Genomic DNA, 21178 nt, shown 5'->3' with positions numbered 1-21178 from the left:
CCGCTCATTTCCATTCCAGGATCGCATTGCCGCGATCCAGCCAATGCACCTTGATGCCGCTCGGCGACACCTTGCGGCCGGCGCAGGCGCTCGCCGCGAGGCTGAACGGCGCGTCGTAGAAACGGCCGCCGGCCGAGGAGCGCATGGCGGTCTGCGGCGCATTCCTGGCGATCCAGTCGGCCGCATTGGTGCGCAGGAAAATCATGCAGGCGCTGCCGCTGGCCTGGGCTACCTGGCAGGTGCAGCTATTGCCCGAAGTGGTGATCGGTTCGTTCAGTTGCTGGTTGCGGTTCAACGGATCCGGCACGGGAATCGGCACCGGCACCGGAATACCATGCTGCTGCGTGCCGTAGCTGCCGCCAAGATCGCGTGTGGTCACGCCCTGCGCCCATGACGGTGCAGTGCAGCTCACTGCCAGCGCGAGGGCTGCGCAGCGCAGGAATACGGCATGGATGGCATTGGCGTTCATCGTCTGCTCCCTTGGTTCGACGGAGATATTCAGGCGCGCGCCTTGAGGCGCCACAGCGAAGTGGTTTCCTTGCTGCGCGCCGCATGCAAGGGATCGTCGCGGTCGGCAGCCTTGCCGTGGCGCGGCTTGGTGTCGATGCGGCCCGCCACTTCGAGGCCGGCGGCGGCGATCGCCTCGGCCAGCATGGTCGGCGCGCGCAAACCCAGGTGTTCGGCGAAATCGGACATGATCAGCCAGCCCTCGCCGCCCGGCGCCAGATGTTCGGCCAGGCCGTTGAGGAAACTGAGCAGCATGCGGCTGTCGGGATCGTAGACCGCGTACTCGATCGGCGAACTGGGGCGCGCCGGCAGCCAGGGCGGGTTGCAGACGATCAGCGGCGCCCGGCCTTCGGGAAACAGGTCGGCCTTGCGCAACTCCACCTGCGCCAGCAAACCCAGTCCCTGCAGGTTCTCACGCGCGCATGCCAGCGCCCGCTCATCCATGTCGGTGGCCACCACCTTGCGCACGCCGCGCCGCGCCAGCATCGCCGACAGCACGCCGCTGCCCACGCCGATATCGAAAGCCAGTTCAGCCGACGGCAGCGGCGCCTGCGCCACCAGGTCGACATATTCGCCCCGCACCGGGGAGAACACGCCGTAGTACGGATGGATGCGCGCGCCCAGCGCGTTGATCTCGACACCCTTCTTGCGCCACTCATGGGCGCCGATCAGGCCCTGCAGTTCACGCAGCGATACCGCGAACGGCTGCTTGCCCAGTTGCGGGCCATAAGCTTCGGCGCAAGCGTCTCGCACATCGGGCGCGCGCCGCAGCGGAATGCTGAAACCGGCATCGAGCGGGATCAGCAGCATGCCAAGGATGCGCGCGCGCTGCGCCTGCATCTGCCGATGGTGGTGGAAGGCCTGGGCCGGCTGCTCTGCCGTTCCCTTGTCGGCCCCCTTCTTCTTCGCTTCGGCACGCTCACGCGCACGGTCGATGCGGCGCCCCAAGGCTTGGAGCAACTGGCGCGCATTCTGGAAGTCGCCTCGCCACAGCAGGCCGGTGCCTTCGCAGGCCAGCTTGTAGGCGGTATCGGCGGGAATCTGGTCATCCGCCTCCTGCACGCGCTTGGGCGGCGCATTGCCGGCTTCCGAATGCCAGGGCAGCGTGTGCTGCGCACCGTCGGCCTGCCATGCGATATGGGGAGGAAAATCTTGGGAAATGGTCATTGATCGGCAATCGGGATATCGGCGCGGCGCTTGCCGCGCCGGAAACAGCCGCCAGTGTAACAAAGCGCGCCGGCGCCGCGCTTGTGGAACTTGCTTTTGCAGGCGCAGACCAATTGATGCCGGACAAACTCGCGGCAGCTTTTTCGCCGGCGCCGGCACATTCTGGCTATGATGGAGACAGGCCAACGACCGAAGGAGATGACATGAGCGACCAGCAAGCGGAAACGCCGCGCTTCGACCACCAGCGCCTGCTGCAGATGGTGAACGAATTTGAACTGGAATTGCAGAAGCAGCCTGCCGACAGCCCGGATGCGCAGCAGTTGCGCGAAGACATCGCCCGCCTGAAAACCCACCTGTCGGCGCCGCAACCGCATACCGGCGCGGTGCGCGACTCCTGGCAGTCGCTGCGCCGGGCCGCCGACAGCGTCGAAAACGCGGTCTTGAAAGACAGCCCCTACATCGCCGAGATGGGCCGCATCATCGGTTTGCTGTAATTCCTTTTCCCAATCCGGATTCCAATAAAAAACCGCCTGCCGCATCGACTGCGGCAGGCGGTTTTTCTTTACGAAGGATCGTGGGCAGGCGCTCAGTGCGCCGGCAACGGAATCCATTCGGTTTCGCCGGGGATATCCGGGAACACGCTCTTGTCGCGCGCATCCCAGGCGACCTTGGCGGCCTCGATCTTGTCTTTCGAAGTGGCAACGAAATTCCACCAAACGAAGCGCGGGCCATCCAGCGGTTCGCCGCCCAGCAGCATGAAGACGGTGTCGCCGCCGGCCTTGAGCGCAACTGCCGCGCCCGGTTCCAGGATCGCCAGCGTGCCGGGTTCCAGGCGTTCGCCATCCAGCGCGACCTCGCCCTTGACCACATAAACGGCGCGCTCGGCGACCGCGGCCGGAATCTCCATCTCAGCGCCATTCTCCACACTGGCGGCCACGTACAGCGTCGGGCTGGCGGTCGCCACCGGCGAGGTTACGCCGAAGGCCGAGCCTGCCAGCACATGCAATTTGGCGCCGCCGACTTCGGCCACCGGCATATCTTCGGAAGCATAGTGGCGGAACAGCGGCGCGCCGTCTTCCTGATCGGCCGGCAAGGCCACCCACATCTGCAGGCCGTGCACCGGCACCTTCTGCTCGCGGATATCGTCGGGGATGCGTTCGGAGTGGACGATGCCGCGGCCGGAAGCCATCCAGTTCACCGCGCCCGGCGTAATGCGCTGGACCACGCCCAGGCTGTCGCGGTGCATCATGGCGCCGGAAAACAGGTAGGTCACGGTCGCCAGGCCGATGTGCGGGTGCGGGCGGACATCCCCTTCGGTAGTGCCGGCATCGAATTCGACCGGCCCCATGTGATCGAAGAAGACGAACGGACCGACGGTGCGGGCGGCGGCGGCCGGCAGCAGGCGGCGGACCGGGAAACCGATGTCGCGCGTCAGGCCCTGGATCTTGTGGCGGATGTTGCTCATGGTGTGCTCCTTTATTGTCGGATTCGAAGATTCGCGTAAAAGCCGCCTCAGAAACGGCCGGCGCGGAAATCGTCGATGGCTTGCTCGACCTGCTCGCGGGTATTCATCACGAACGGCCCCCATTGGGCGATGGGTTCGTTCAAGGGCTTGCCGGCGATCAGCAGGAAGCGGCTGCCCTGCTCCGCCTGCACCGACACGCCCGCGGCACCGGCGACATTGCTGAGCACCGCCATGCGGCCGGCCTCGGCCGTGCGGCGCTCGCTGCCCTCGGCCCCGACCGCCAGCTTGCCTTCGTACACGTACAGGAAGGCATTGTGCGTGGCCGGAATCGGCAAATCGATCGCCACGCCCGCTTCCAGCGCGATATCCAGGTACAGCGGCTCGGTGGTCTCGCGGCGGATCGCGCCGGCCGTGCCGAAGGCCTCGCCGGCCAGCACGCGCACTTTCACGCCGGGCTGCGGCGCCACCTCGGGAATGCCGGCGGACGGAATATCGCTGTAGCCGGGTTCGGTCATCTTGTCGCGGCCGGCCAGGTTGACCCACAGCTGGAAACCGCTCATCAGGCCGTTTTCCTGTTCCGGCAATTCGGAATGCACCAGTCCGCGGCCGGCGGTCATCCACTGCATGCCGCCCGGTTCCAGCAAGCCTTCGTTGCCGGCATTGTCGCGGTGGCGCATGCGGCCGGCCAGCATGTAGGTCACGGTCTCGAAGCCGCGGTGCGGATGGTCGGGAAAACCGGCCAGGTAATCGCTGGGCTCGTCCGAATGGAAAGCGTCCAGCATCAGGAACGGATCCAGGCGGCGCTGCAGGTCATGGGTCAGCACGCGGGTGAGGCTGACGCCGGCGCCATCCTGGGTCGGGATGCCGTTGACGAGGCGTTCGATCTGGCGGGTATAGGGGGTATTCATGGTGCTTTCTCCTTGGTGCGTCCGCTTCATGGGTACATGGACGGCCGCCTGGGTAAGTCGATGCCCATCCGGCCGGCGCCACGCTGCTGCGGGCGCCGGCCGGAGCGGGTCTTAGTGGGGACGCTCAGGCTGGCCTTCCGGGTCGATCGACGACACCAGCAGCAAGGCGCCGATCAGCGACAGGTTCTTCAGGAACTGGGTCAGTTGCATCTGGGCGGCGGCGCCTTCCAGGGTCCAGAAATGGTGGGCCGCCAACGTGGCGCCGACGGTGAACAGCGCGATCACCAGCGACACCGGCTTGACGCCGCGGCCGAACATCAGCAGCAGGCCGCCACCGACTTCGACCAGGATGGTCACGATGACCGCCACGGTCGGCACCGGCAGGCCCAGGCTGGTGAAGTAGCCGACGGTGCCGGAAAAGCCGAGGATCTTGAAGATGCCGGAAACGACGAACAGCGATGCCAGCAGGATGCGGCCGATGCGATAGGTGTTGATGTTGGTGATCATGATGTTCCTCTCCGTATTGGATTTGGTTTGCGACGCTTCGGGGTGTTGTTCCGCCGGTTGTCGGTTTTCCCGGTGGCCTGTCTTGCTGCAACCGGTAGCGACAGAATAAGCAAAATCTCCGACAAACAAAACAGATTATCTTTATATAATCAATATCTGATTATTAGATATAGTTTGAAGCCCACCATGAACATCGAACGCCTTTCCCTGGACCAGCTGCGGGTCTTCGCCCAGGTCGCCGACAGCGGCAGCTTCCTGGCCGCGGCCCGCAAGCTGGCGCGCGCGCAATCGGCGGTCAGCTATGCCATCGCCACGCTGGAGGAGCAGTTGGACGTCATGCTGTTCGACCGCAGCGGCTACCGGCCGCAACTGACCGATGCGGGCCAGGCCCTGCTGGCCGATGCGCGCCAGGTGCTGGACCATGTGGATGCGCTGCAGGTGCGGGCCAGTTCGTATGCCAAGGGGCAGGAGCTGGAAGTGGCGCTGGCTGTCGACGTGTTCTTTCCCACGGCTTGCCTGGTGGATTTGCTGCGGCGTTTCCGCGATGCCTTCCCGGCGGTCACGGTACGGCTGGAGATCGAGGCGCTGGGCGCAGTGGCCGAGCGCGTGCTGGACGGGCGCGCCATGCTGGGCATCCTCGGCACCTTGCCGACCACCCCGCCCAACCTGCTGCGCATCACCCTGCCCAGCGTCAAGCTGGTGGCCGTGGTGGCGCCGCACCATCCGCTGGCGCAGGTCAAGGGACGGATATCGGAAAAACTGCTGCTGCAGCAAACCCAGCTGGTGCTGTCGGACCGCAGCGAGTTGACCGCGCGCCAGGACTTCTCGGTGCATTCGCGGCTGACCTGGCGCATGAGCGACCTCGGCACCAAGCACGCGCTGCTGCGCGCCGGCATGGGCTGGGGCAACATGCCGCTGCACGTGGTGCAAGACGACCTCGCTGCCGGCCGGCTGGTCAGCATCGCCACCATCCATCATCCGCCGCAGGGTACCGAACTGCCGGTGCAATGCGTCTACAAGCCCGACTACCGCGCCGGGCCGGCGCTGTCGTGGTGGCTCGATTCGCTGGCTGAACTCAGGACGCTGGAGCCGCTGCCGCCGTCATGACTGCCGGCGGCGCTCAATGCGCCGAAAACCGTTCGCGATACTGCCCCGGGCTCACGCCCAACTGGCGTTGAAACACGCGGCGCAGGTTCTGTTCTTCCCCATAGCCGGAATCGATGGCGATCCGCTTGAGCGGCAGCGAGGTTTCTTCCAGCGCCCGCCGCGCCGCTTCCAGGCGCATCAGCTCCACCGTGCGCGCCGGCGTGCGTCCGAGTTCTGCCGCATAGGTGCGGGCAAAGGTGCGCGGGCTCATGTGGACATAACTTGCGAGATTTTCCACCCGCAGATCCTCGCCCAGGTGCGCGGCGATCCAGGCATGCAGCTCGGCGAAGCGCCCCGCTCCGGCCGATTGCGAGGCCAGCGGTGCACTGAACTGGGACTGTCCGCCGGGACGCTTGATGAACATCACCAACTGGCGCGCCGTGGCAATGGCCTGCTTGTGCCCGCAATCCTGCTCCACCAGGGCCAATGCCAGGTCGATGCCGGAAGTCACGCCGGCCGACGTCCAGATATTTCCTTGCCGGATGAAGATGGGCTCCGGATCCACCTGCAGCCGGGGATATTGCCGCTGCAATTCGGCGGCCCATTCCCAATGCGTGGTCACGCGCAAGCCGTCCAGAACGCCGGCCGCGGCCAGATGAAAAGCGCCGGTACAGACGGAGCACACCCGCTGCACCTGCGGCGCCCGGCGGCGTATCCATTGCACCAGCGCCGTATCGATGACGAAGGTCTCGCCAAGACAGCCGCCGGGGGAAATCAACGTGTGGATGCCGGGATCGGACTCCAGCTCGGCATCCAGCTCCGCCAGCGATTGGGTAGCGACCGGCAAACCGGGGCCTGTCACGATGCTGCCGCCGCTGGCGGACACCACATGCAGGCGATACAAGCCCCCTTCGCCGATCAGCCGGTTCGTGGTGGCGAACACCTGCAACGGGCCGGACAGGTCGATCAGGTTCATGCCTTCGTAGGCCAGCACCACCACGCGTTTGGCGCGGGAGGATGGGTTTCGCGATGGGGATAAAGTCTGATTCATATTGCCGATCTTATCCCATGCCCATCAATTCAAGGCCGGCTGCCCGGCCCGCTGTTTCAGCATCCAATGCACAGTGGCCAGCGCGCTCAACAGCAGGACCGGCAAGATCGCCGCATTGAGCGTCTGCCAGCCGAAGCGCGCCAGCAAGGGGCCGGCGCCCAGCGTGGCCAGGGCCGTCGCGGCATAGCGCAACAACTCGGAGAAGCCCTGGGTCTTGGCTTGTTCGGATGGCGTATAGGAGCGCGCCAGCAACGTGGTGCCGCCGACGAACATGAAATTCCAGCCTATCCCCAGAAACAGCAAGGCCGCATAGAAAGCCGGCAGGCTGGTCGAAGCGATGGCGGTAACGGCGCAGGCCAGGTTCAACGCCATCCCGGCCATCAGCACCGGCCCCAGGCCGAAACGCTTGATCAGCTTGCCGGTGAAGAAAGATGGCGCATACATGCCCACCAGATGCCACTGGATGATCGCGGCGCCATCGTCGATGCGATGCTGGCAAGCGACCGCCGCCAACGGCGCCGCCGTCATGATGAACATCATCACCATGGAACCCGCCACATTGTTGGCTACCGATGCGACAAATACCGGCGTGCTCGCGATCCGCCGCAACGGACGGGCCGGCGCCAAGGCGAAGGCATCCGCCGCGACCGTCCCCGGGGAAGGCGCCGTGTCCCGGTACAACAGCAGCAGCACCAGCACCGACAACGCCCCCATCACCGCCACCACCAGATAGGCGCCGGCGAATAAAACGGCCGGGAACAGATCCTTGCTCCATGCGGCCAATGCGGGGCCGGCAATGGCCGCGATCACGCCGCCAGCCAGCACCGTGGAAACGGCACGGCCCTTGAATTCATCGGCAACGGCATCGGCCGCAGCCAGCCGGTAATACTGGGCGAAGGCCTGGAATACGCCGACCAGCGCGGTGCCGGCGCAAAAAGTCCAGAAGTCGCCATGCCATACCGACCATACCGACACCAGCCCACCCACGCAGCAACTGGCGGCGCCCAGCGCGAACGACCAGCGCCGGCCCAGGCGCTGGATCAGGAAAGCGGCAAACCAGGTAACGAATGCCCCGGCGACGGTGATCAGGGCGAACGGCAAGGTCGCCAGCGATTTGTCGGGCGCCAGTTGCCAGCCTGTCAGCGCGGTGAGCGTCAAGTCGATGGAAATGGCGCAGGTGAACAATCCCTGGCACAGGGCCAGTACTGCGGCGTTGTATCGACCGGCATCAGCCCGGGCGGCTTGCAATGGGACGGTTTGCGGCCCGGAATGGCTGGCCGGTGGGGTTGTCATGGTTTTCGCTCCGGTGTGTTGTCGAAGGAAAAATTGTCAATTTGAGCCAATTTGGCGTCAATGACACAAACCATTCAATTTCTGCCAAGACCATTTACCCTCAAAATACAAGATTAAACCGATATATTGAATTTACAAGTCAAAACCGATAATTTGAAATTATCGGCTTTATCCTTTATATTGAAAATACAAGTTAAACCCTGTATCGATTCAACGCGCCATTTCCTGTTCCGGAGCGCCCATGGCAGAAGACTTCATCATCAGCATCTCCACGCAATTGCGCGAACACTTGCGCGCCCTGCGCAAGCAACATGGCCTGACCCAGGCGCAGTTGGGCGAAAGAACCGGCGTGAGCCAGGCGCGCATCGCCGAAATCGAGGCCAATCCGGGCGTGGTCAGTTTCGACCAGTTGCAGCACGTGCTGTCGACCCTGGGCGCCTCGTTGCGGCTGCACATGGAGGGCGCTGGCTCGCCGCCATCCCCCATTTCCCAAGTAGCCCAACAAGCCGATGCGCCATACGACAACGGCAAGCCTGCGACGAAGAAACAGGGCTCGTGGTAATGAAGTCCCTCAACGCCTGGATGAACGGCCAATTGGTCGGCACCTGGAGCATCGACCGCCAAGTGCACAGTTTTCGCTATGCCGACAGCTGGCCGGCCTCTCCCCATTTCCGCCCGCTGTCCCTGTCGATGCCGCTCACCGCCTCGCGCGAAGTGCGGGGCGACGCCGTCAGGAATTACTTCGACAACCTCCTGCCGGACAACCAGCACATCCGGGACCGGCTACTGCGCCGCTACCGGCTGGCGTCCACCGAAGTGTTCGACCTGCTGGAAGCGCTGGGACGCGATTGCGTGGGCGCGGTACAACTGCTGCCCGAAGGCCAGGAGCCCAGGGATTGGCAACGCATCCATTGCCAGCCCCTGGATGAGGATGAGATCTCAAGCCTGCTGTATGCGGTGCCGTCGGAAGCCGCCTCTTCCCTGCAGGACGATGAGCTTCTGCGCATCTCGATCGCCGGCGCCCAGGAGAAAACCGCGCTGACGCTGCATCAGGGAAGATGGTCCCGGCCCCTCGGCGCCACGCCGACGACCCACATCATCAAGCTGCCGCTGGGCCTGATCGGCGGCGCCATGCGGCGTGTCGACGCAGGGGATTCGGTGCATAACGAATGGCTGTGCTCCCGTATCCTCGCCGCACTTGGCTTGCCGGCGGCGCCGGCATCGGTGGAACGCTTCGGCGAGCATACGGTGCTGGCGGTGGAACGTTTCGACCGCGCCTGGATGGATGGCGGCAGCTGGATTGCGCGCCTGCCCCAAGAGGATTTCTGCCAGGCGCTGGGAGTTGCCCCGGCGCTGAAATATGAGAGCCATGGCGGCCCCGGGCTGGAACAATGCCTGGCCCTGCTCAACGGCAGCAGCGATGCCGGCGACAAGGCGTATTTCCTGCTGGCCCAACTGGCGTTCTTCCTGCTGGCCGCGACCGACGGCCATGCCAAGAACTTCTCGCTGCACCTGCACACCGGAGGCCGCTATGAAATGACGCCGCTCTACGACGTCATTTCCATGTGGCCTTACTTCGGCCATGGCGCCAACCAGTTCCGGGCCCGCCAGGCCGGCCCGGCCATGACGATCCGCGCCAAGAACCCGCATCGCCATTTCCATACGATAGAGGCGCGCCATTGGCGCCAACTTGCCATGAGGCATGGCGGCGGCGCCACCTGGAAGGCCATGCTGGCGCTGGCGCAGCGCACCGGTGCGGCGCTTGACCAAGTGCAGGCGGAACTGCCGGCGGATTTCCCGGCCCGCACCTGGGAACGCATTGCGCGCGGCATGCGCGGCGAAAGCGAACGCTTCCTGCTCGGCGCCGCCAATGCCGCCGCGCAATGACTGTCCGCCCGATAAGCCTGCGGTAAGAAAGCTGCCGTAACATGGGCACATCGCCACCTGATTTGATGAAGGCCATGCCATGCTGATCGATGCAAGCCAATCCGTACTGCTGATCGTCGACCTGCAGCAAAAACTGCTGCCGGTGATCGACGACAACCAGGCCATCCTGGCGCAAGCCGTGCGCATGGCCACCATCGCCGGCCTGCTCGGCGTACCGGTGATCGGCACCGAACAGCTTCCCGACAAGCTCGGCCCCAACCACCCCGACGTGCGTGGCCTGTGCGGCCGGACACTGGCCAAGAGCCACTTCGACGCCTGCGCCGAAGGCCTGCTGCCGGCCCTGCCGGCTTCGGCGCGCCAGATCGTCATCGCCGGCTGCGAGGCGCATATCTGCATGCTGCAGACCGCGCTCTCACTGCTGGAACGCGGCTACCAGGTCCTGCCGTTGCTGGACGCCTGCGGATCACGCAAGCCCGCCGACCGCGAGGCCGCCTTCGAGCGGCTGCGACAGGCCGGCGCGGTGCCGGTGACGGTGGAGATGGTGGCTTACGAATGGATGCGCGATGCCGCGCACCCGGCATTCCGGGACATACTGAAGCTCATCAAATAAGCAATAGCGGCAAGCACGGATGCAACAGATGAAAATAACAGATGAAAATTTCTGAACCGTACATCCGAAAGGCGTCCCGGCACCGCAACTGTGATACAAGGGCCAATACAGGGGCCAAGATGCATCGCTATCCATCGATTTGAATGCTTTTACCGCGCCGTATGATGATGTTTGCCTGAACACTCGTGCACCGGCAGGCATGTCATATCCAGTTGCAGCGCAGCAATCCCGACTGCGCAGCAACCACCAAGAAGGAATCTGAAACACTTATGTCCAGCTTATCGCCCTCCGCCTTGCCCCGCTCCGCACCCGGCGCCACCGTGCAGGCGCTGCGCGCCAGTTGCTCCGCCTGCGGCATGCACCAGCTGTGCCTGCCGATGGGCCTGGACCAGGGCGACATGCAGCGGCTGGAACAAGTGATCAGCCGCCGCCGCAAGGTCAGGCGCGACGAGACCCTGTACCGCGTCAACGACAAGTTCGACATGCTGTATGCGATCCGGCTGGGCCACTTCAAGACGTTCCAGCACAATCTCAACGGCGGCCAGCAGATCACCGGTTTCCAGATGGCAGGGGAATTGCTCGGCATGGACGCCATCGGCGCCGGCCACCACCTGTGCGAAGCGGTGGCGCTGGAAGACAGCGAGGTCTGCGAGATCCCCTTCTCCAACCTGGAAGACCTGTTCCGCGACATGCCGATGCTGCTGCGCCAGTTCCACCGCATGATGAGCCTGGAAATCTCGCGCGAGCAACGCGTGATGCTGACCCTGGGCAGCATGACCGCGCAGCAGAAGATGGCCGCCTTCCTGGTCAACCTGTCGTCGCGCTACATGAGCCGCGGCTACTCTTCTACCCGTTTCCAGTTGCGCATGACGCGCGAGGAAATCGGCAACTATCTCGGCCTGGCGGTGGAAAGCGTGAGCCGCCTGCTGTCCGGTTTCAAGAAAACCGGCGTCATCGACGTCAACCACCGCGAGCTCGAATTGCTCGACCTGCCGGCGCTGCGCTCCATTGCGCTGGGCAGCGACCCTTGCGCCTGACCGCTCCCGCGGCGCGCTAGAATGGCCGGATGGCAAACCGGCAACGCAACTCATCCTCCCCCCATCGGGGATTCCTCCCGGCCCGTTTCGAGCGCGGCCATGGCCCCGGCCTGCCGCTGACCGCCGGCGTGCTGGCCACCGTCGTCGCCACCCTGCTGTTCGCCCTGGTGGCCGCCGGGATAGCCGCCGACGGCGCGCTGGTGCGGCTCGACCTGGAACTGGCGGCCTGGTTCAACCGCCACGCCTTCTCTCCCTTGACCGAACTGATGCTCGGCTACACCCACCTGCACGGCACCATCGGCGTACTGGCGATGGGCGCGCTGCTGCTATGGCGCATGGCGCGCGAGCGGCAGTGGTACTGGGTGGCCGAGCTGTGGCTGGTGGTGCCGGGCGGCATGCTGCTCAACTTCGGCCTGAAGCATGTCTTCATGCGGCCGCGGCCGCATCTCGACAATCCTATCCTGGTGCTGCACAGCTACAGTTTCCCCAGCGGCCATACGATCGGCGCGACCTTGCTGTACGCGGTGCTGGCGGCCTACCTGCTCAGCCAGCCGGCCCTGTCCCGGCGCATCGGCGCGTGGCTGCGCGCGGGCCGGCGCGGCACGCAAGCCGCCGTCATCGGCGCCGCCTTGCTGCTGGTGGCGCTGACGGCCTTGAGCCGGGTCTATCTCGGCGTCCATTTCCTGAGCGACGTGCTGGGCGCGATGCTGCTGGGCGCCGCCTGGTTCGCCTTGTGCACCACGGCGATTTTCACGGTGTTCCGGCACTATCGGGCGCAAGCCCGCTCCAACTGACTTCCGGCCGATGTCTGCGCCATCTGCAACGCCGCTTATGACGACACACCCGCTCCCAGAACAAACCGCGCCGGATGCATTTCCGGCAAGCCAACGACAGGACCCCGGCCAAGGCCGCCCCGATGTGGTGGCCGTCATCAACGCCAGGGCCGGAAACGGCCATGCGCAGGAACTGGCCGGGCGCATCGCCGCGCAATTCTCGGGGCATGGCCTGCGCGCCAGCGTCCTCCTGGCCGCCGGCGGCGAAGAGATGCTGGCCGCCATCCGCCAGGCCGTGCAGGATCAGGTCGGGATCGTCGCCGTGGGCGGCGGAGACGGCAGCGTCAACGCGGCCGCCTCCGCGCTGCTCGCCCATGCCGGTTGCCGCAGCGCCCTGGGCGTGCTGCCGCTGGGCACGCTCAACCATTTCGCCAGGGACCTGAACATCCCGCTGGCGCTGGAAGCGGCCGTCGCCAATATCGCCCATGGCCGGCGCATCCGCGTCGACAGCGGCGAAGTCAACGGCGTGCCCTTCATCAACAATTCCAGCCTCGGCCTGTATCCCGACATCGTGCGCGAGCGCGAGAAGCAACAGGCCCGCCTGGGTCGAGGCAAGTGGCTGGCCTTCTGTTGGGCGGCGCTGGGGGCGCTGCGGCGCTACCCCTTCCTGCGCGTGCGGCTGCATGTCGGCGGCCAGGACCACCAGCGCCGCACGCCCCTGGTATTCATCGGCAACAACGAATACCTGATGCGCGGCCTCGACATCGGCAAGCGCTCTTCGCTCACAGGCGGCAGGCTCAGCCTCTACGTCTGCCACCATACCGGCCGCCTCGGCCTGCTGCGCCTGGCCATCAACGCCCTGTTCGGACGGCTGCGCGAAGCGCACGACTTCGATGCGCTCACGGCCGCTGAAATCCTGATCGAAACCCACAAGAAACGCCTGCTGGTCGCCACCGACGGCGAAGTCACCGTCATGCAGACGCCGCTGCGGTACCGCATCCGCCCGGCCTCGCTGGAAGTGATCGTGCCGGAACCCGGGGAGGACGGCTGATGCGCACCGTCATCCATCTCTCCGACCTGCACTTCGGCCGTATCGACGCCGACATCATCGAACCGCTGGTCGCGCAGATACACGAACTCAAGCCCGACCTGGTGGTAGTGTCCGGCGACCTGACCCAGCGCGCGCGCAGCAGCCAGTTCAAGCAGGCGCGCCGCTTCCTGGATGCCCTGCCGCAGCCGCAACTGGTGGTGCCGGGCAACCATGACGTGCCGCTGTTCAACCTCGCCGCGCGCCTGCTGCAGCCGCTGCGCAAGTACCGCCGCTACATCGGCGAAGACCTGCACCCGGTCTACCTGGACGACGAGATGATCGTGGTCGGCATCAACACCGCGCGCTCGCTGACCATCAAGGACGGGCGCGTGAACGACCGCCAGATCGAATTGACGCGCCGCCAGCTGGCCGCCGCCGGCGACCATATGGTCAAGATCATCGTCACCCACCATCCCTTCGACCTGCCGACCGGACCGCGCTACCACGGCCTGGTCGGCAAGGCCGTGCCCGCCATGCGCGCCTTCGCGCTATGCGGCGCCGACTTGCTGCTGGCAGGCCATGTGCATACCAGCTCGGCGGCCAGCAGCGCCGAAAACTACGACATCCCCGGCTATTCGGCGCTGGTGGTGCAGGCCGGCACGGCCACTTCCACCCGCGGGCGCGGCGAAACCAATTCGTTCAATGTCTTGCAGGTGGAGGCGCACCAGATCGCGGTGCACAGGCTGGGCTGGGAGCCCGGGGAGAAGTCCTTCGCGCTGGCCGCGTCGCAGACTTTCGTGCAACGCGGCAGCGAGTGGTTCGAACAGGAGCAGGAGCCGGATGCCGGCCTCAGCGCCGGGCCAGCCGCCAGCGGATCACATCCACCAGCAGGAACAGCAGCAGGCTAACGCCCATCAGCGGCAGGTTCCAGCCCAGCAGGATGGCCAGCACGGCAACCGTGGCGCGCTGCGCCGGCGGCAGCCGCATGAAGGCTTCCGACAGCGGCGCCAAACCGGAGCCGGCAGCCGGACGGCGGCGCCACCACATGACATAGCCCAGCACGATCATCGCCGTCAGCGCGATGCCGAAGGCCGCCATCACAATCTGGTTGGCCACGCCGAACAGGATGCCCATGTGCGCATCCACACCCCAGCGGATCAGCTTGGCGACCAGCGGGAAGGTGGCGAAATCGGCGCGGCTGGTGATGGCCATGCGATCCGGATCGACCGCCACCGTATCGACCTGGGTCGGCCACGAGCGGTCGGTCTCGCGCACCATCCAGGCCTGGTTCCCGGCGCGCGGCGGACGGATTTCGATCTCGGATGCATCGATGCCGCCGGCGCGCGCGATCGATTGCACCAGGTCGAAGCGGGCCGGATCGCCGACTGCTGGCACGGGCATCGCCATGCCGCCGTGGTGCTGATGCCCCATGTGCCCGGCGTGCTCGCCCATGTCCATGCCAGCCATGCCGTCCACCGCCTTCGCCTGCGGCAACTGCATCGAGGCCGAAGGCGTGATCCAGCCCAGTTCGGCGCGCAGCATGTTGACGCGGGCGCCGGCCCACTTCGACCAGGTCAGCCCGGTAGCCGAGAAGAACACCAGCCCGACCACGATCCAGATGCCCAGCAGCGCATGCAGGCGGCGCGCGTTCATCGGCCTGCGCACTTCCGGCCACGCCCGGCGGCGCGCATTCCACCACAGCCAGACGCCGCCCAGCGCGCCCAGCCACAGCCAGGAAGCGGCCAGTTCGCTGTAGTTGCGGCCGAGGTCGCCCAGCATCAGGTTGCGGTGCAGGTAATCCAGCGCAGTGCGAAACGGCAGCGTGCCGCTGGTGCCGTAGACCAGCAGTTCTCCATGCACCTGGAGGCTGACCGGGTCGACGAACACGGCGCGGCTCTGGTCGCCCAGTCCTTCCTGGCTGAACATGACGCGGGTATTCCAGCCTTCCGCCTTGGATGGACGCACGGCGAACAGGCGCGGGCGTTCGCCCTGGTGATCCAAGCCATCCATATAGGCTTGCGCCGCCTTGACCTGCGCCGCCAGCGGCTGTATCTCACCGTGCGATTGGTTGTACAGCTGTTGGGCATATACGCGCGCTTCGATCTGCGGCGTCAGCACGAACAAGGTGCCGGTGACGGCCGCCACCAGGATGAAGGGGCCGACGAACAGGCCGATATAGAAATGCAGTCGCAACAGCAAGGCCGTCAACGCCGAGGCGCCCTTGCGCTGGACGGCCGCGGCAGCGGCCGGCTGGTAGGTGGTGGTCATGGAGGAAAGGCCCGCGCAGAAAGAGCGCTGGCGATGGCTTGGACAAGCCGCGTATTGTAGGCGGCGCGCTAGGCGCTGCGAATGTGGCAATTTGCCGCACCAATAAAAAGAGCCGCAGCGAGCGGCTCTTTTTGACTCCCGCTGTGCGGGCCGGCTTACAGGGGATTCTGGTCGATCCAGTCGCCCGAGAAGTCCAGGATGTAGGCGACCGCCTCATCTTCGGTATCGAACTCGTTGGTGGGCGACTTGCGCTGGTAGCGCAGCTTGCCGCTGCCATCCTTGCCTTCGTGGATCACGAAGCAGGCCATGAATTTTCCATTGTCCGTTTGTTGAACTTGTGGAATGACTGAATTCCCCTTGTAGGGAAAGAGATTGGACATGAAAACGCCTCCTGATTGCGAGGCGCAATGCTAGCACGAACCCGCGTTACCCACGGGACAAGGCTTCCCAATGGCAAAGCCGCACAATTTGCAACTTAGTTGCAAATATGAGATATTTCGCAACTAAGTTGCATTTACATCAGCATCCCATCCCCATTGCCAACGGTCTTTTCCCATGCCAACAACCGCCCCACAGCTCGCCGATGGCAAGCTTCCCGTCACAGTCCTTTCCGGTTTCCTCGGGGCCGGAAAAACCACCCTGCTCAACCACATCCTCAATAACCGTGAAGGACGCCGCGTCGCCGTCATCGTCAACGACATGTCGGAAATCAATATAGATGCGGCACTGGTGAGGAACGGCGGCGCGGAACTGTCGCGCACCGATGAAAAGCTGGTCGAAATGAGCAATGGCTGCATCTGCTGCACGCTACGTGAAGATTTGCTGCAGGAAGTGCGCAAGCTGGCGCGCGAGCGGCGCTTCGACCAATTGGTCATCGAGTCGACCGGCATTTCCGAACCCTTGCCGGTTGCCGAAACCTTCACATTCACCGGCGAAGACGGCGCCAGCCTGTCCGACGTGGCACGGCTGGATACCATGGTCACGGTGGTCGATGCCTACAATTTCCTCAAGGACTACAGCTCGCAAGACAGCCTGCAAGAGCGCGGAGAATCGATGGGAGAGGAAGATGGCCGCACCGTGGTCGACCTTCTCATCGAACAGATCGAGTTCTGCGACGTGCTGGTGCTCAACAAGCTGGACCTGGTCTCCCCGCAGGAACTGGAACGCCTCACCGCCATCCTGCGCGGCCTCAATCCGCGCGCCCGCATCGAAACGTCGGCCTTCGGCCGCGTTGCGCTGGACAAGGTCCTTCGAACCGGCCTGTTCGACTTCGAGCAGGCCCAGCAAGCCCCCGGCTGGCTGCGGGAACTGCGCGGCGAACATGTGCCGGAGTCCGAGCAATACGGCATCTCCAGTTTCGCCTATAGGGCGCGCCGCCCTTTTCACCCGCGGCGCTTCTTCGACCTGATCAACACCGAATGGCCGGGCGTGGTGCGCTCCAAGGGCTTCTTCTGGCTTGCCAGCCGGCCGACGCAGGCCGGCTCCTGGTCACAGGCGGGCGGCATATGTCGCCACGGGCTGGCAGGAAAATGGTGGGCCGCGGTAGCGCGCGAACAATGGCCGCAAGATCAGGAATCGATCGATTTCATCATGGAGCAATGGGATGAGAACGTCGGCGATGCCCGCCAGGAACTGGTCCTCATCGGCATGGACCTGGACCAGCCCATGCTGCGCGACAAGCTGGACGCCTGCCTGCTGGACGACGCCGAAATGGCCCAAGGCCCGGCCGGCTGGGCGCGCATGGAAGATCCTTTTCCGTTATGGGGCTGACGGTGACGTCCGCACTGCCCGATGTGGCGCGCCACGAGGCGTCCGACATTGCCCTGGCGCTGGATTGGGTAGGCATGCGCGGCATCGCCATTCCCCTGGTGCTTGGCGGTCCGGAAGCCGCGCCGGTGGCGGCCACCGCGGAACTTGCCGTAGACCTGCCCGATCCGCATGCCAAGGGCATCCATATGTCGCGCCTGTATCGCCTGCTGGGCGCATTCGCCCAACATGGGAAACTGTCGCCGGGTTCGCTGCAACGGCTGTTGCGCGAAATGATGGAAAGCCATGCCGATTGCGGATCACGCGCCGCGCGCATCGGGCTGGAGTTCGGCTTGCTGCAGCAACGGCCGGCACTGCGCACGCCTGGCCTGGCGGGCTGGAAGAGCTATCCGGTCAACGTGCAGGCCATGCACCGCGATGGCATCACGCAGGTAGAACTGGCGATCCGCATCCAGTACTCCTCCACCTGCCCTTGTTCCGCCGCCCTGTCGCGGCAAGCCGTGCGCGATGCATTTGCCGAACACTTCGGCGACGCCCCCGGCATCGCCCGCGGCGATGCGCTCGACTGGATTTCCAGCCATGCCAGCCTGGCGACGCCGCATAGCCAGCGCAGCGAAGCCGAGATACGCATCAGGCTCTCCCCCGCCGCCGATACGCTTCCGCTCCTGGCCATGATCGACTGCGCCGAAATGGCCTTGGCCACACCGGTGCAAACCGCCGTCAAGCGCGCCGATGAACAGGCGTTCGCCCAACTCAACGGCGCCAACCTGATGTACGTGGAAGATGCCGCACGCCGCCTGCGGCAGGCATTGGAGCAGCATTTCGGCGCCTGCTCGGTTGCGGTCAGCCACCATGAAAGCCTGCATCCACATGACGCGGTCGCCTCTTGTGCGACGCCCGGCTGGAAACGCATGGGGTGATGACGATCACCCCATGCCGATACCGGTATGCCCTGGCCCATCTGCCAGAACTGGAGTATCTTTAAACGCCAACGCCAGAACAACAGATTTCCCATGACTTCCAGCAGTATCCCCAACACCTTGCAACGCCACCAATTCGCCGCGCTCGCCCCCGGCCCGCGCCTGCTGGTGCTGGGCGCGGTGCACGGCAACGAGACTTGCGGCACACGCGCCATCGAACGGCTGCTGCGCGAACTGGAAGGCGGCTCGCTCGCCATCGCGCGCGGCCTGCTGACGCTGGTGCCCGTCACCAATCCCCTCGCTTACCAGAAAAAACAGCGCCAGGGCGAGCGCAACCTCAACCGCAACATGCAGGTCAATGCCGCGCCGGCCAACTACGAAGACCGCATCGCCAATGTGCTGTGCCCGTGGATCGCCGAGCACGACGTGCTGCTCGACCTGCACTCCTTCCATACCGGCGGCGTGCCTTTCGCCATGCTGGGGCCGGAAAACAATGCCGGCGACATCGAACCCTTCTCGCATGCGCAGGCCGAACAACGCATGGCCGCCCACCTGGGGACGACGCGCATCGTGGAAGGATGGATGACGACTTACGCGCGCGGCGTCGAACGCCGCCGCAAGGAAGGCAAAGCCGGCGCGCCCGACCTGCTGGAGCGCAACTACGGCGTAGGCACCACGGAATTCGCCCGCACCCAGGGGGCCTACGGCATTACCCTGGAATGCGGGCAGCACGAGGACCCGCGCGCGCCGGAGGTTGCCTACCATGCGATCCTGCAGACGCTGGCGCTGCTGGGCATGGCGGATGTGCCGCTGGAAGTGCCAAAGGAGGATATCGAGATCATCCGCCTGGTCGACGTGATCGACATGGAACATCCGGCCGATGCCTTCACCCGCGAATGGGCCAGCTTCGACCGCGTCGCCAAAGGGGAGACTATCGGGCATCGCCACGGCGGCGCCGCGGTGCTGGCGCCGGACGACGGCTACATCGTCTTTCCCAATCCCAAGGCGCAGGCGGGTAATGAGTGGTTCTACTTCGGCGTGAAAAGCGACCGCAGGCTGTAAGCCTGATAGCCGCACGTATATTCAGGCGCAATCCAGCGCATAAAAGCGCGTATCCACCGCCATCACCGGAAACGACGGCGGCAGCGCATCTTTTTCGACCAGCGCGAAGCCGTTCTTCTCATAGAAGCGGTGCGCCGCCAGGAACTTGTCGGTGGTACCGAGATAGATCCGCTTCACCTCCTGCTCCCTGGCCCAGCCGATGGCGCCGTCCAGCAAACGCTTGGCGGTGCCGTACTCGCGCCCGCGATGGCTGGCCGCGACGAACATCTTGCGCAACGCCACCTGGTCGTCGCCGATATCGAGCAGCGATACCGTGCCGACCACCTTGCCGCCATCCAGCGCTACCCAGAAATTGCCTTGGCCCTTTTGATAGAAACCGGGAATGTCGTTCAGGTCGGGCTGGCCTTCCAGCGTAATCGGGATCTCGAACTCCTGTTGCTGGATCGGCAGGATGACGTTGACCACGCCTTCGGCATGTTCAGGAGAAAAGGGACGAATTTCTATCATGGTCTGTTGGTGAAGAAAAACGAAAGGATTTACTTGAGTTCGCCGCCGGGCATCAGCTCCCAGCAGCGCGGACTGTGGTTGAAACCGATGTGGCCGTAGTAGTCGGCGGCATCGGGCGCAGCCAGCAGGCGCAGGCGGCAACGCGGACCGAGCCGGTTGCGGGCATGGCGGATCAGTTCCTTGCCGATGCCGCGGCGCTGGTAGTTTTCATCGACCGCCAATTCCGACATGTAGCAGGCATAGACAAAGTCGGTCACGCAGCGCGCCACGCCGACCAGCAGCTCGCCATCCCAGGCGGTGGCGACCAGGCTGGCATTGCCGATCATGGCCTGCATGCATTCGCGGTCGTCCAAAGGCCGGCGCGGCCCCAGCGAAGTGCGCGAGAGGATGTCGATGAACTGCTCCACGGTAAGGGCGACGTCGGTCTTGTATTCGATGTTCATGGCGGCAAGCAAAAGTCGGGGCCGAAGCCAGCATCATACCGAAAGCGGAGCAAAAAAATCGCCGGCGCAGAGCCGGCGATGCATGAGCCGCCTTTCAAGAAAAACTCAGCCGTTCTTCCACACCGGCGCGCGCTTCTCCAGGAAAGCGTTGACGCCCTCCTGCTGGTCCTGCGTGTCGAACAGGTCGATGAACAGTTCGCGCTCGGTCTGCAGGATGGTGCCCAGCGGATTGTGGCGCGCGCCCTGGATCAGCGTCTTGCTGGCCGCCACCGACGACGGGCTTTGCTTCTCGGCCTGCAGCGCCAGCTCCAGCGCGCGCGCCTTCGCTTGCCCCTTGCCCACCACCTCTTCCACCAGGCCGATGCGCAAGGCGGTCTCGGCATTGACGCGCTCGCCGCACAGGATCATGCGCTTGGCCCAGCCCTCGCCCACCAGCCACGGCAGGTTCTGCGTGCCGCCGGCGCAGGGCAGCAAGCCCACCGCCGCTTCCGGCAAGGCCATCTGCGCCTGTTCCTCGGCGATGCGGATGTCGCAGGCCAGCGCGCATTCCAGACCGCCGCCCATGGCGTAGCCGTTGATGGCGGCGATCGAGACGCCGCGGAAATTGGACAGCGCTTCGAACGCCTGGCCGAAGCGGCGCGCCATTTCGCGCGCCCTGGCCTTATCGCCGTCGGCGAACAGTTTCAGGTCGGCGCCGGCGGAAAAGAACTTCTCGCCCTCGCCGGTCACCACCAGCGTGTAGATGTTGCGGTCGGCGTTGAGGTCGGCGACCAGTTGCGTCAGATCGACCAGCGCCTCGCGCGTCCAGGTATTGGCCGGCGGGTTGGACAGCGTCAGCAGCGCGGTGTGGTTGATCTTTTCCAGCTTCAGGTTGGTGTAGCTCATGGTGT

Annotated in this window: 24 protein-coding genes; 12 read left to right on the top strand and 12 right to left on the bottom strand. The window is 65.0% G+C overall.

All coding sequences use genetic code 11. From position 1 onward, the window contains the following. Positions 1–4: 4 nt before the first annotated feature. Both J7548_RS02305 and J7548_RS02300 read right to left on the bottom strand, forming a co-directional pair. Positions 5–469, bottom strand: a complete 465-nt coding sequence (locus J7548_RS02305; RefSeq protein WP_290969793.1) for a hypothetical protein — start codon at positions 467–469, stop codon at positions 5–7. Positions 470–498: 29 nt separating this feature from the next. Continuing rightward, positions 499–1674 carry a class I SAM-dependent methyltransferase gene (locus J7548_RS02300; protein WP_290969791.1) on the bottom strand — a complete coding sequence of 392 codons (1176 nt, stop codon included), beginning with the start codon at positions 1672–1674 and terminating at the stop codon, positions 499–501. Positions 1675–1877: 203 nt separating this feature from the next. On the opposite strand from J7548_RS02300, the gene J7548_RS02295 reads away from it, so the two are divergent. Next, entirely contained in the window at positions 1878–2168 is a 291-nt protein-coding gene (locus J7548_RS02295; RefSeq protein WP_290969788.1) for a hypothetical protein, read from the top strand. 92 nt (positions 2169–2260) lie between these two features. On the opposite strand, the gene J7548_RS02290 is transcribed toward J7548_RS02295, so the two are convergent. The 3 genes from J7548_RS02290 to J7548_RS02280 all read right to left on the bottom strand — a co-directional run bounded on the left by J7548_RS02290 (position 2261) and on the right by J7548_RS02280 (position 4554). Further along, positions 2261–3139, bottom strand: a complete 879-nt coding sequence (locus J7548_RS02290; protein WP_290969786.1) for a pirin family protein — start codon at positions 3137–3139, stop codon at positions 2261–2263. Positions 3140–3186: 47 nt separating this feature from the next. Next, complete coding sequence (locus tag J7548_RS02285) at positions 3187–4047, bottom strand: pirin family protein (RefSeq protein ID WP_290969784.1); 861 nt, start codon at positions 4045–4047, stop codon at positions 3187–3189. Between the two features lie 111 nt (positions 4048–4158). Beyond that, complete coding sequence (locus J7548_RS02280; RefSeq protein WP_290969782.1) at positions 4159–4554, bottom strand: DoxX family protein; 396 nt, start codon at positions 4552–4554, stop codon at positions 4159–4161. A gap of 186 nt (positions 4555–4740) precedes the next feature. Between J7548_RS02280 and J7548_RS02275 the strand changes: the two genes are divergently transcribed. Further along, positions 4741–5661 (top strand): LysR family transcriptional regulator, encoded by a 921-nt coding sequence (locus tag J7548_RS02275; RefSeq protein WP_290969779.1) that lies wholly within the window; start codon positions 4741–4743, stop codon positions 5659–5661. Between the two features lie 13 nt (positions 5662–5674). On the opposite strand, the gene J7548_RS02270 is transcribed toward J7548_RS02275, so the two are convergent. Further along, positions 5675–6691, bottom strand: a complete 1017-nt coding sequence (locus J7548_RS02270; protein WP_290969776.1) for a GlxA family transcriptional regulator — start codon at positions 6689–6691, stop codon at positions 5675–5677. Positions 6692–6715: 24 nt separating this feature from the next. Beyond that, positions 6716–7984 (bottom strand): MFS transporter, encoded by a 1269-nt coding sequence (locus J7548_RS02265; protein ID WP_290969773.1) that lies wholly within the window; start codon positions 7982–7984, stop codon positions 6716–6718. Between the two features lie 241 nt (positions 7985–8225). Here J7548_RS02265 and J7548_RS02260 point away from each other — a divergent pair, with 241 nt between their 5' ends. The 7 genes from J7548_RS02260 (at position 8226) to J7548_RS02230 (ending at position 14229) form a co-directional block, all read left to right on the top strand. Beyond that, the gene (locus tag J7548_RS02260; protein WP_290969770.1) at positions 8226–8546 is read left to right on the top strand and encodes a helix-turn-helix domain-containing protein; all 321 of its coding nucleotides are present in this window, start codon (positions 8226–8228) and stop codon (positions 8544–8546) included. Then, positions 8546–9871: a HipA domain-containing protein gene (locus J7548_RS02255; protein WP_290969767.1), complete on the top strand. Its 1326-nt coding sequence runs from the start codon at positions 8546–8548 to the stop codon at positions 9869–9871. The genes J7548_RS02260 and J7548_RS02255 overlap by 1 nt, the downstream gene beginning before the upstream one ends. A gap of 79 nt (positions 9872–9950) precedes the next feature. Further along, positions 9951–10481, top strand: a complete 531-nt coding sequence (locus J7548_RS02250) for an isochorismatase family protein (RefSeq protein ID WP_290969763.1) — start codon at positions 9951–9953, stop codon at positions 10479–10481. A 269-nt stretch (positions 10482–10750) separates the two neighbouring features. Beyond that, positions 10751–11518 (top strand): fumarate/nitrate reduction transcriptional regulator Fnr, encoded by a 768-nt coding sequence (fnr, locus tag J7548_RS02245; protein ID WP_290969760.1) that lies wholly within the window; start codon positions 10751–10753, stop codon positions 11516–11518. Positions 11519–11547: 29 nt separating this feature from the next. Continuing rightward, positions 11548–12312, top strand: coding sequence for a phosphatase PAP2 family protein (locus tag J7548_RS02240; protein ID WP_290969757.1), 765 nt, complete (start codon positions 11548–11550; stop codon positions 12310–12312). A 124-nt stretch (positions 12313–12436) separates the two neighbouring features. After that, positions 12437–13342, top strand: coding sequence for a diacylglycerol kinase family protein (locus J7548_RS02235; RefSeq protein WP_290969753.1), 906 nt, complete (start codon positions 12437–12439; stop codon positions 13340–13342). Beyond that, the gene (locus J7548_RS02230) at positions 13342–14229 is read left to right on the top strand and encodes a metallophosphoesterase (protein ID WP_290969750.1); all 888 of its coding nucleotides are present in this window, start codon (positions 13342–13344) and stop codon (positions 14227–14229) included. Before J7548_RS02235 ends, J7548_RS02230 begins: the two co-directional genes overlap by 1 nt. Here the strand turns inward: J7548_RS02230 and J7548_RS02225 are convergent. Then, positions 14171–15589 (bottom strand): PepSY-associated TM helix domain-containing protein, encoded by a 1419-nt coding sequence (locus J7548_RS02225; protein ID WP_290969747.1) that lies wholly within the window; start codon positions 15587–15589, stop codon positions 14171–14173. The two genes, J7548_RS02230 and J7548_RS02225, sit on opposite strands and share 59 nt — an antisense overlap. A gap of 155 nt (positions 15590–15744) precedes the next feature. Beyond that, positions 15745–15897: a hypothetical protein gene (locus tag J7548_RS02220; RefSeq protein WP_290969744.1), complete on the bottom strand. Its 153-nt coding sequence runs from the start codon at positions 15895–15897 to the stop codon at positions 15745–15747. A 247-nt stretch (positions 15898–16144) separates the two neighbouring features. Here J7548_RS02220 and zigA point away from each other — a divergent pair, with 247 nt between their 5' ends. The 3 genes from zigA (at position 16145) to J7548_RS02205 (ending at position 19338) form a co-directional block, all read left to right on the top strand. Continuing rightward, positions 16145–17359, top strand: a complete 1215-nt coding sequence (gene zigA / locus J7548_RS02215; RefSeq protein WP_290969741.1) for a zinc metallochaperone GTPase ZigA — start codon at positions 16145–16147, stop codon at positions 17357–17359. Between the two features lie 2 nt (positions 17360–17361). Next, positions 17362–18276: a GTP cyclohydrolase FolE2 gene (gene folE2, locus J7548_RS02210; protein ID WP_290969738.1), complete on the top strand. Its 915-nt coding sequence runs from the start codon at positions 17362–17364 to the stop codon at positions 18274–18276. A gap of 93 nt (positions 18277–18369) precedes the next feature. Continuing rightward, positions 18370–19338, top strand: coding sequence for a succinylglutamate desuccinylase/aspartoacylase family protein (locus J7548_RS02205; protein ID WP_290969735.1), 969 nt, complete (start codon positions 18370–18372; stop codon positions 19336–19338). A gap of 21 nt (positions 19339–19359) precedes the next feature. Here J7548_RS02205 and J7548_RS02200 read toward each other — a convergent pair whose 3' ends face one another. The 3 genes from J7548_RS02200 to J7548_RS02190 all read right to left on the bottom strand — a co-directional run bounded on the left by J7548_RS02200 (position 19360) and on the right by J7548_RS02190 (position 21173). Next, entirely contained in the window at positions 19360–19845 is a 486-nt protein-coding gene (locus J7548_RS02200) for a GNAT family N-acetyltransferase (protein WP_290969732.1), read from the bottom strand. Between the two features lie 29 nt (positions 19846–19874). Beyond that, entirely contained in the window at positions 19875–20288 is a 414-nt protein-coding gene (locus J7548_RS02195; protein WP_290969729.1) for a GNAT family N-acetyltransferase, read from the bottom strand. Between the two features lie 105 nt (positions 20289–20393). Further along, the gene (locus J7548_RS02190) at positions 20394–21173 is read right to left on the bottom strand and encodes an enoyl-CoA hydratase (protein ID WP_290969725.1); all 780 of its coding nucleotides are present in this window, start codon (positions 21171–21173) and stop codon (positions 20394–20396) included. Positions 21174–21178 lie beyond the last annotated feature (5 nt).

It is taken from the genome of Herbaspirillum sp., assembly GCF_017744395.1.
GTDB lineage: Bacteria > Pseudomonadota > Gammaproteobacteria > Burkholderiales > Burkholderiaceae_D > Herbaspirillum.
Note: the sequence above shows the minus strand (reverse complement) of the source record. Positions and strands in the feature narration are given on the sequence as shown.

Coding starts and splice junctions, on each gene's coding strand:
- J7548_RS02305 (WP_290969793.1), bottom strand. CDS start 469: ATGAACGCCAATGCCATCCATGCCGTATTCCTGCGCTGCGCAGCCCTC.
- J7548_RS02300 (WP_290969791.1), bottom strand. CDS start 1,674: ATGACCATTTCCCAAGATTTTCCTCCCCATATCGCATGGCAGGCCGAC.
- J7548_RS02295 (WP_290969788.1), top strand. CDS start 1,878: ATGAGCGACCAGCAAGCGGAAACGCCGCGCTTCGACCACCAGCGCCTG.
- J7548_RS02290 (WP_290969786.1), bottom strand. CDS start 3,139: ATGAGCAACATCCGCCACAAGATCCAGGGCCTGACGCGCGACATCGGT.
- J7548_RS02285 (WP_290969784.1), bottom strand. CDS start 4,047: ATGAATACCCCCTATACCCGCCAGATCGAACGCCTCGTCAACGGCATC.
- J7548_RS02280 (WP_290969782.1), bottom strand. CDS start 4,554: ATGATCACCAACATCAACACCTATCGCATCGGCCGCATCCTGCTGGCA.
- J7548_RS02275 (WP_290969779.1), top strand. CDS start 4,741: ATGAACATCGAACGCCTTTCCCTGGACCAGCTGCGGGTCTTCGCCCAG.
- J7548_RS02270 (WP_290969776.1), bottom strand. CDS start 6,691: ATGAATCAGACTTTATCCCCATCGCGAAACCCATCCTCCCGCGCCAAA.
- J7548_RS02265 (WP_290969773.1), bottom strand. CDS start 7,984: ATGACAACCCCACCGGCCAGCCATTCCGGGCCGCAAACCGTCCCATTG.
- J7548_RS02260 (WP_290969770.1), top strand. CDS start 8,226: ATGGCAGAAGACTTCATCATCAGCATCTCCACGCAATTGCGCGAACAC.
- J7548_RS02255 (WP_290969767.1), top strand. CDS start 8,546: ATGAAGTCCCTCAACGCCTGGATGAACGGCCAATTGGTCGGCACCTGG.
- J7548_RS02250 (WP_290969763.1), top strand. CDS start 9,951: ATGCTGATCGATGCAAGCCAATCCGTACTGCTGATCGTCGACCTGCAG.
- fnr (WP_290969760.1), top strand. CDS start 10,751: ATGTCCAGCTTATCGCCCTCCGCCTTGCCCCGCTCCGCACCCGGCGCC.
- J7548_RS02240 (WP_290969757.1), top strand. CDS start 11,548: ATGGCAAACCGGCAACGCAACTCATCCTCCCCCCATCGGGGATTCCTC.
- J7548_RS02230 (WP_290969750.1), top strand. CDS start 13,342: ATGCGCACCGTCATCCATCTCTCCGACCTGCACTTCGGCCGTATCGAC.
- J7548_RS02225 (WP_290969747.1), bottom strand. CDS start 15,589: ATGACCACCACCTACCAGCCGGCCGCTGCCGCGGCCGTCCAGCGCAAG.
- J7548_RS02220 (WP_290969744.1), bottom strand. CDS start 15,897: ATGGCCTGCTTCGTGATCCACGAAGGCAAGGATGGCAGCGGCAAGCTG.
- zigA (WP_290969741.1), top strand. CDS start 16,145: ATGCCAACAACCGCCCCACAGCTCGCCGATGGCAAGCTTCCCGTCACA.
- J7548_RS02205 (WP_290969735.1), top strand. CDS start 18,370: ATGACTTCCAGCAGTATCCCCAACACCTTGCAACGCCACCAATTCGCC.
- J7548_RS02200 (WP_290969732.1), bottom strand. CDS start 19,845: ATGATAGAAATTCGTCCCTTTTCTCCTGAACATGCCGAAGGCGTGGTC.
- J7548_RS02195 (WP_290969729.1), bottom strand. CDS start 20,288: ATGAACATCGAATACAAGACCGACGTCGCCCTTACCGTGGAGCAGTTC.
- J7548_RS02190 (WP_290969725.1), bottom strand. CDS start 21,173: ATGAGCTACACCAACCTGAAGCTGGAAAAGATCAACCACACCGCGCTG.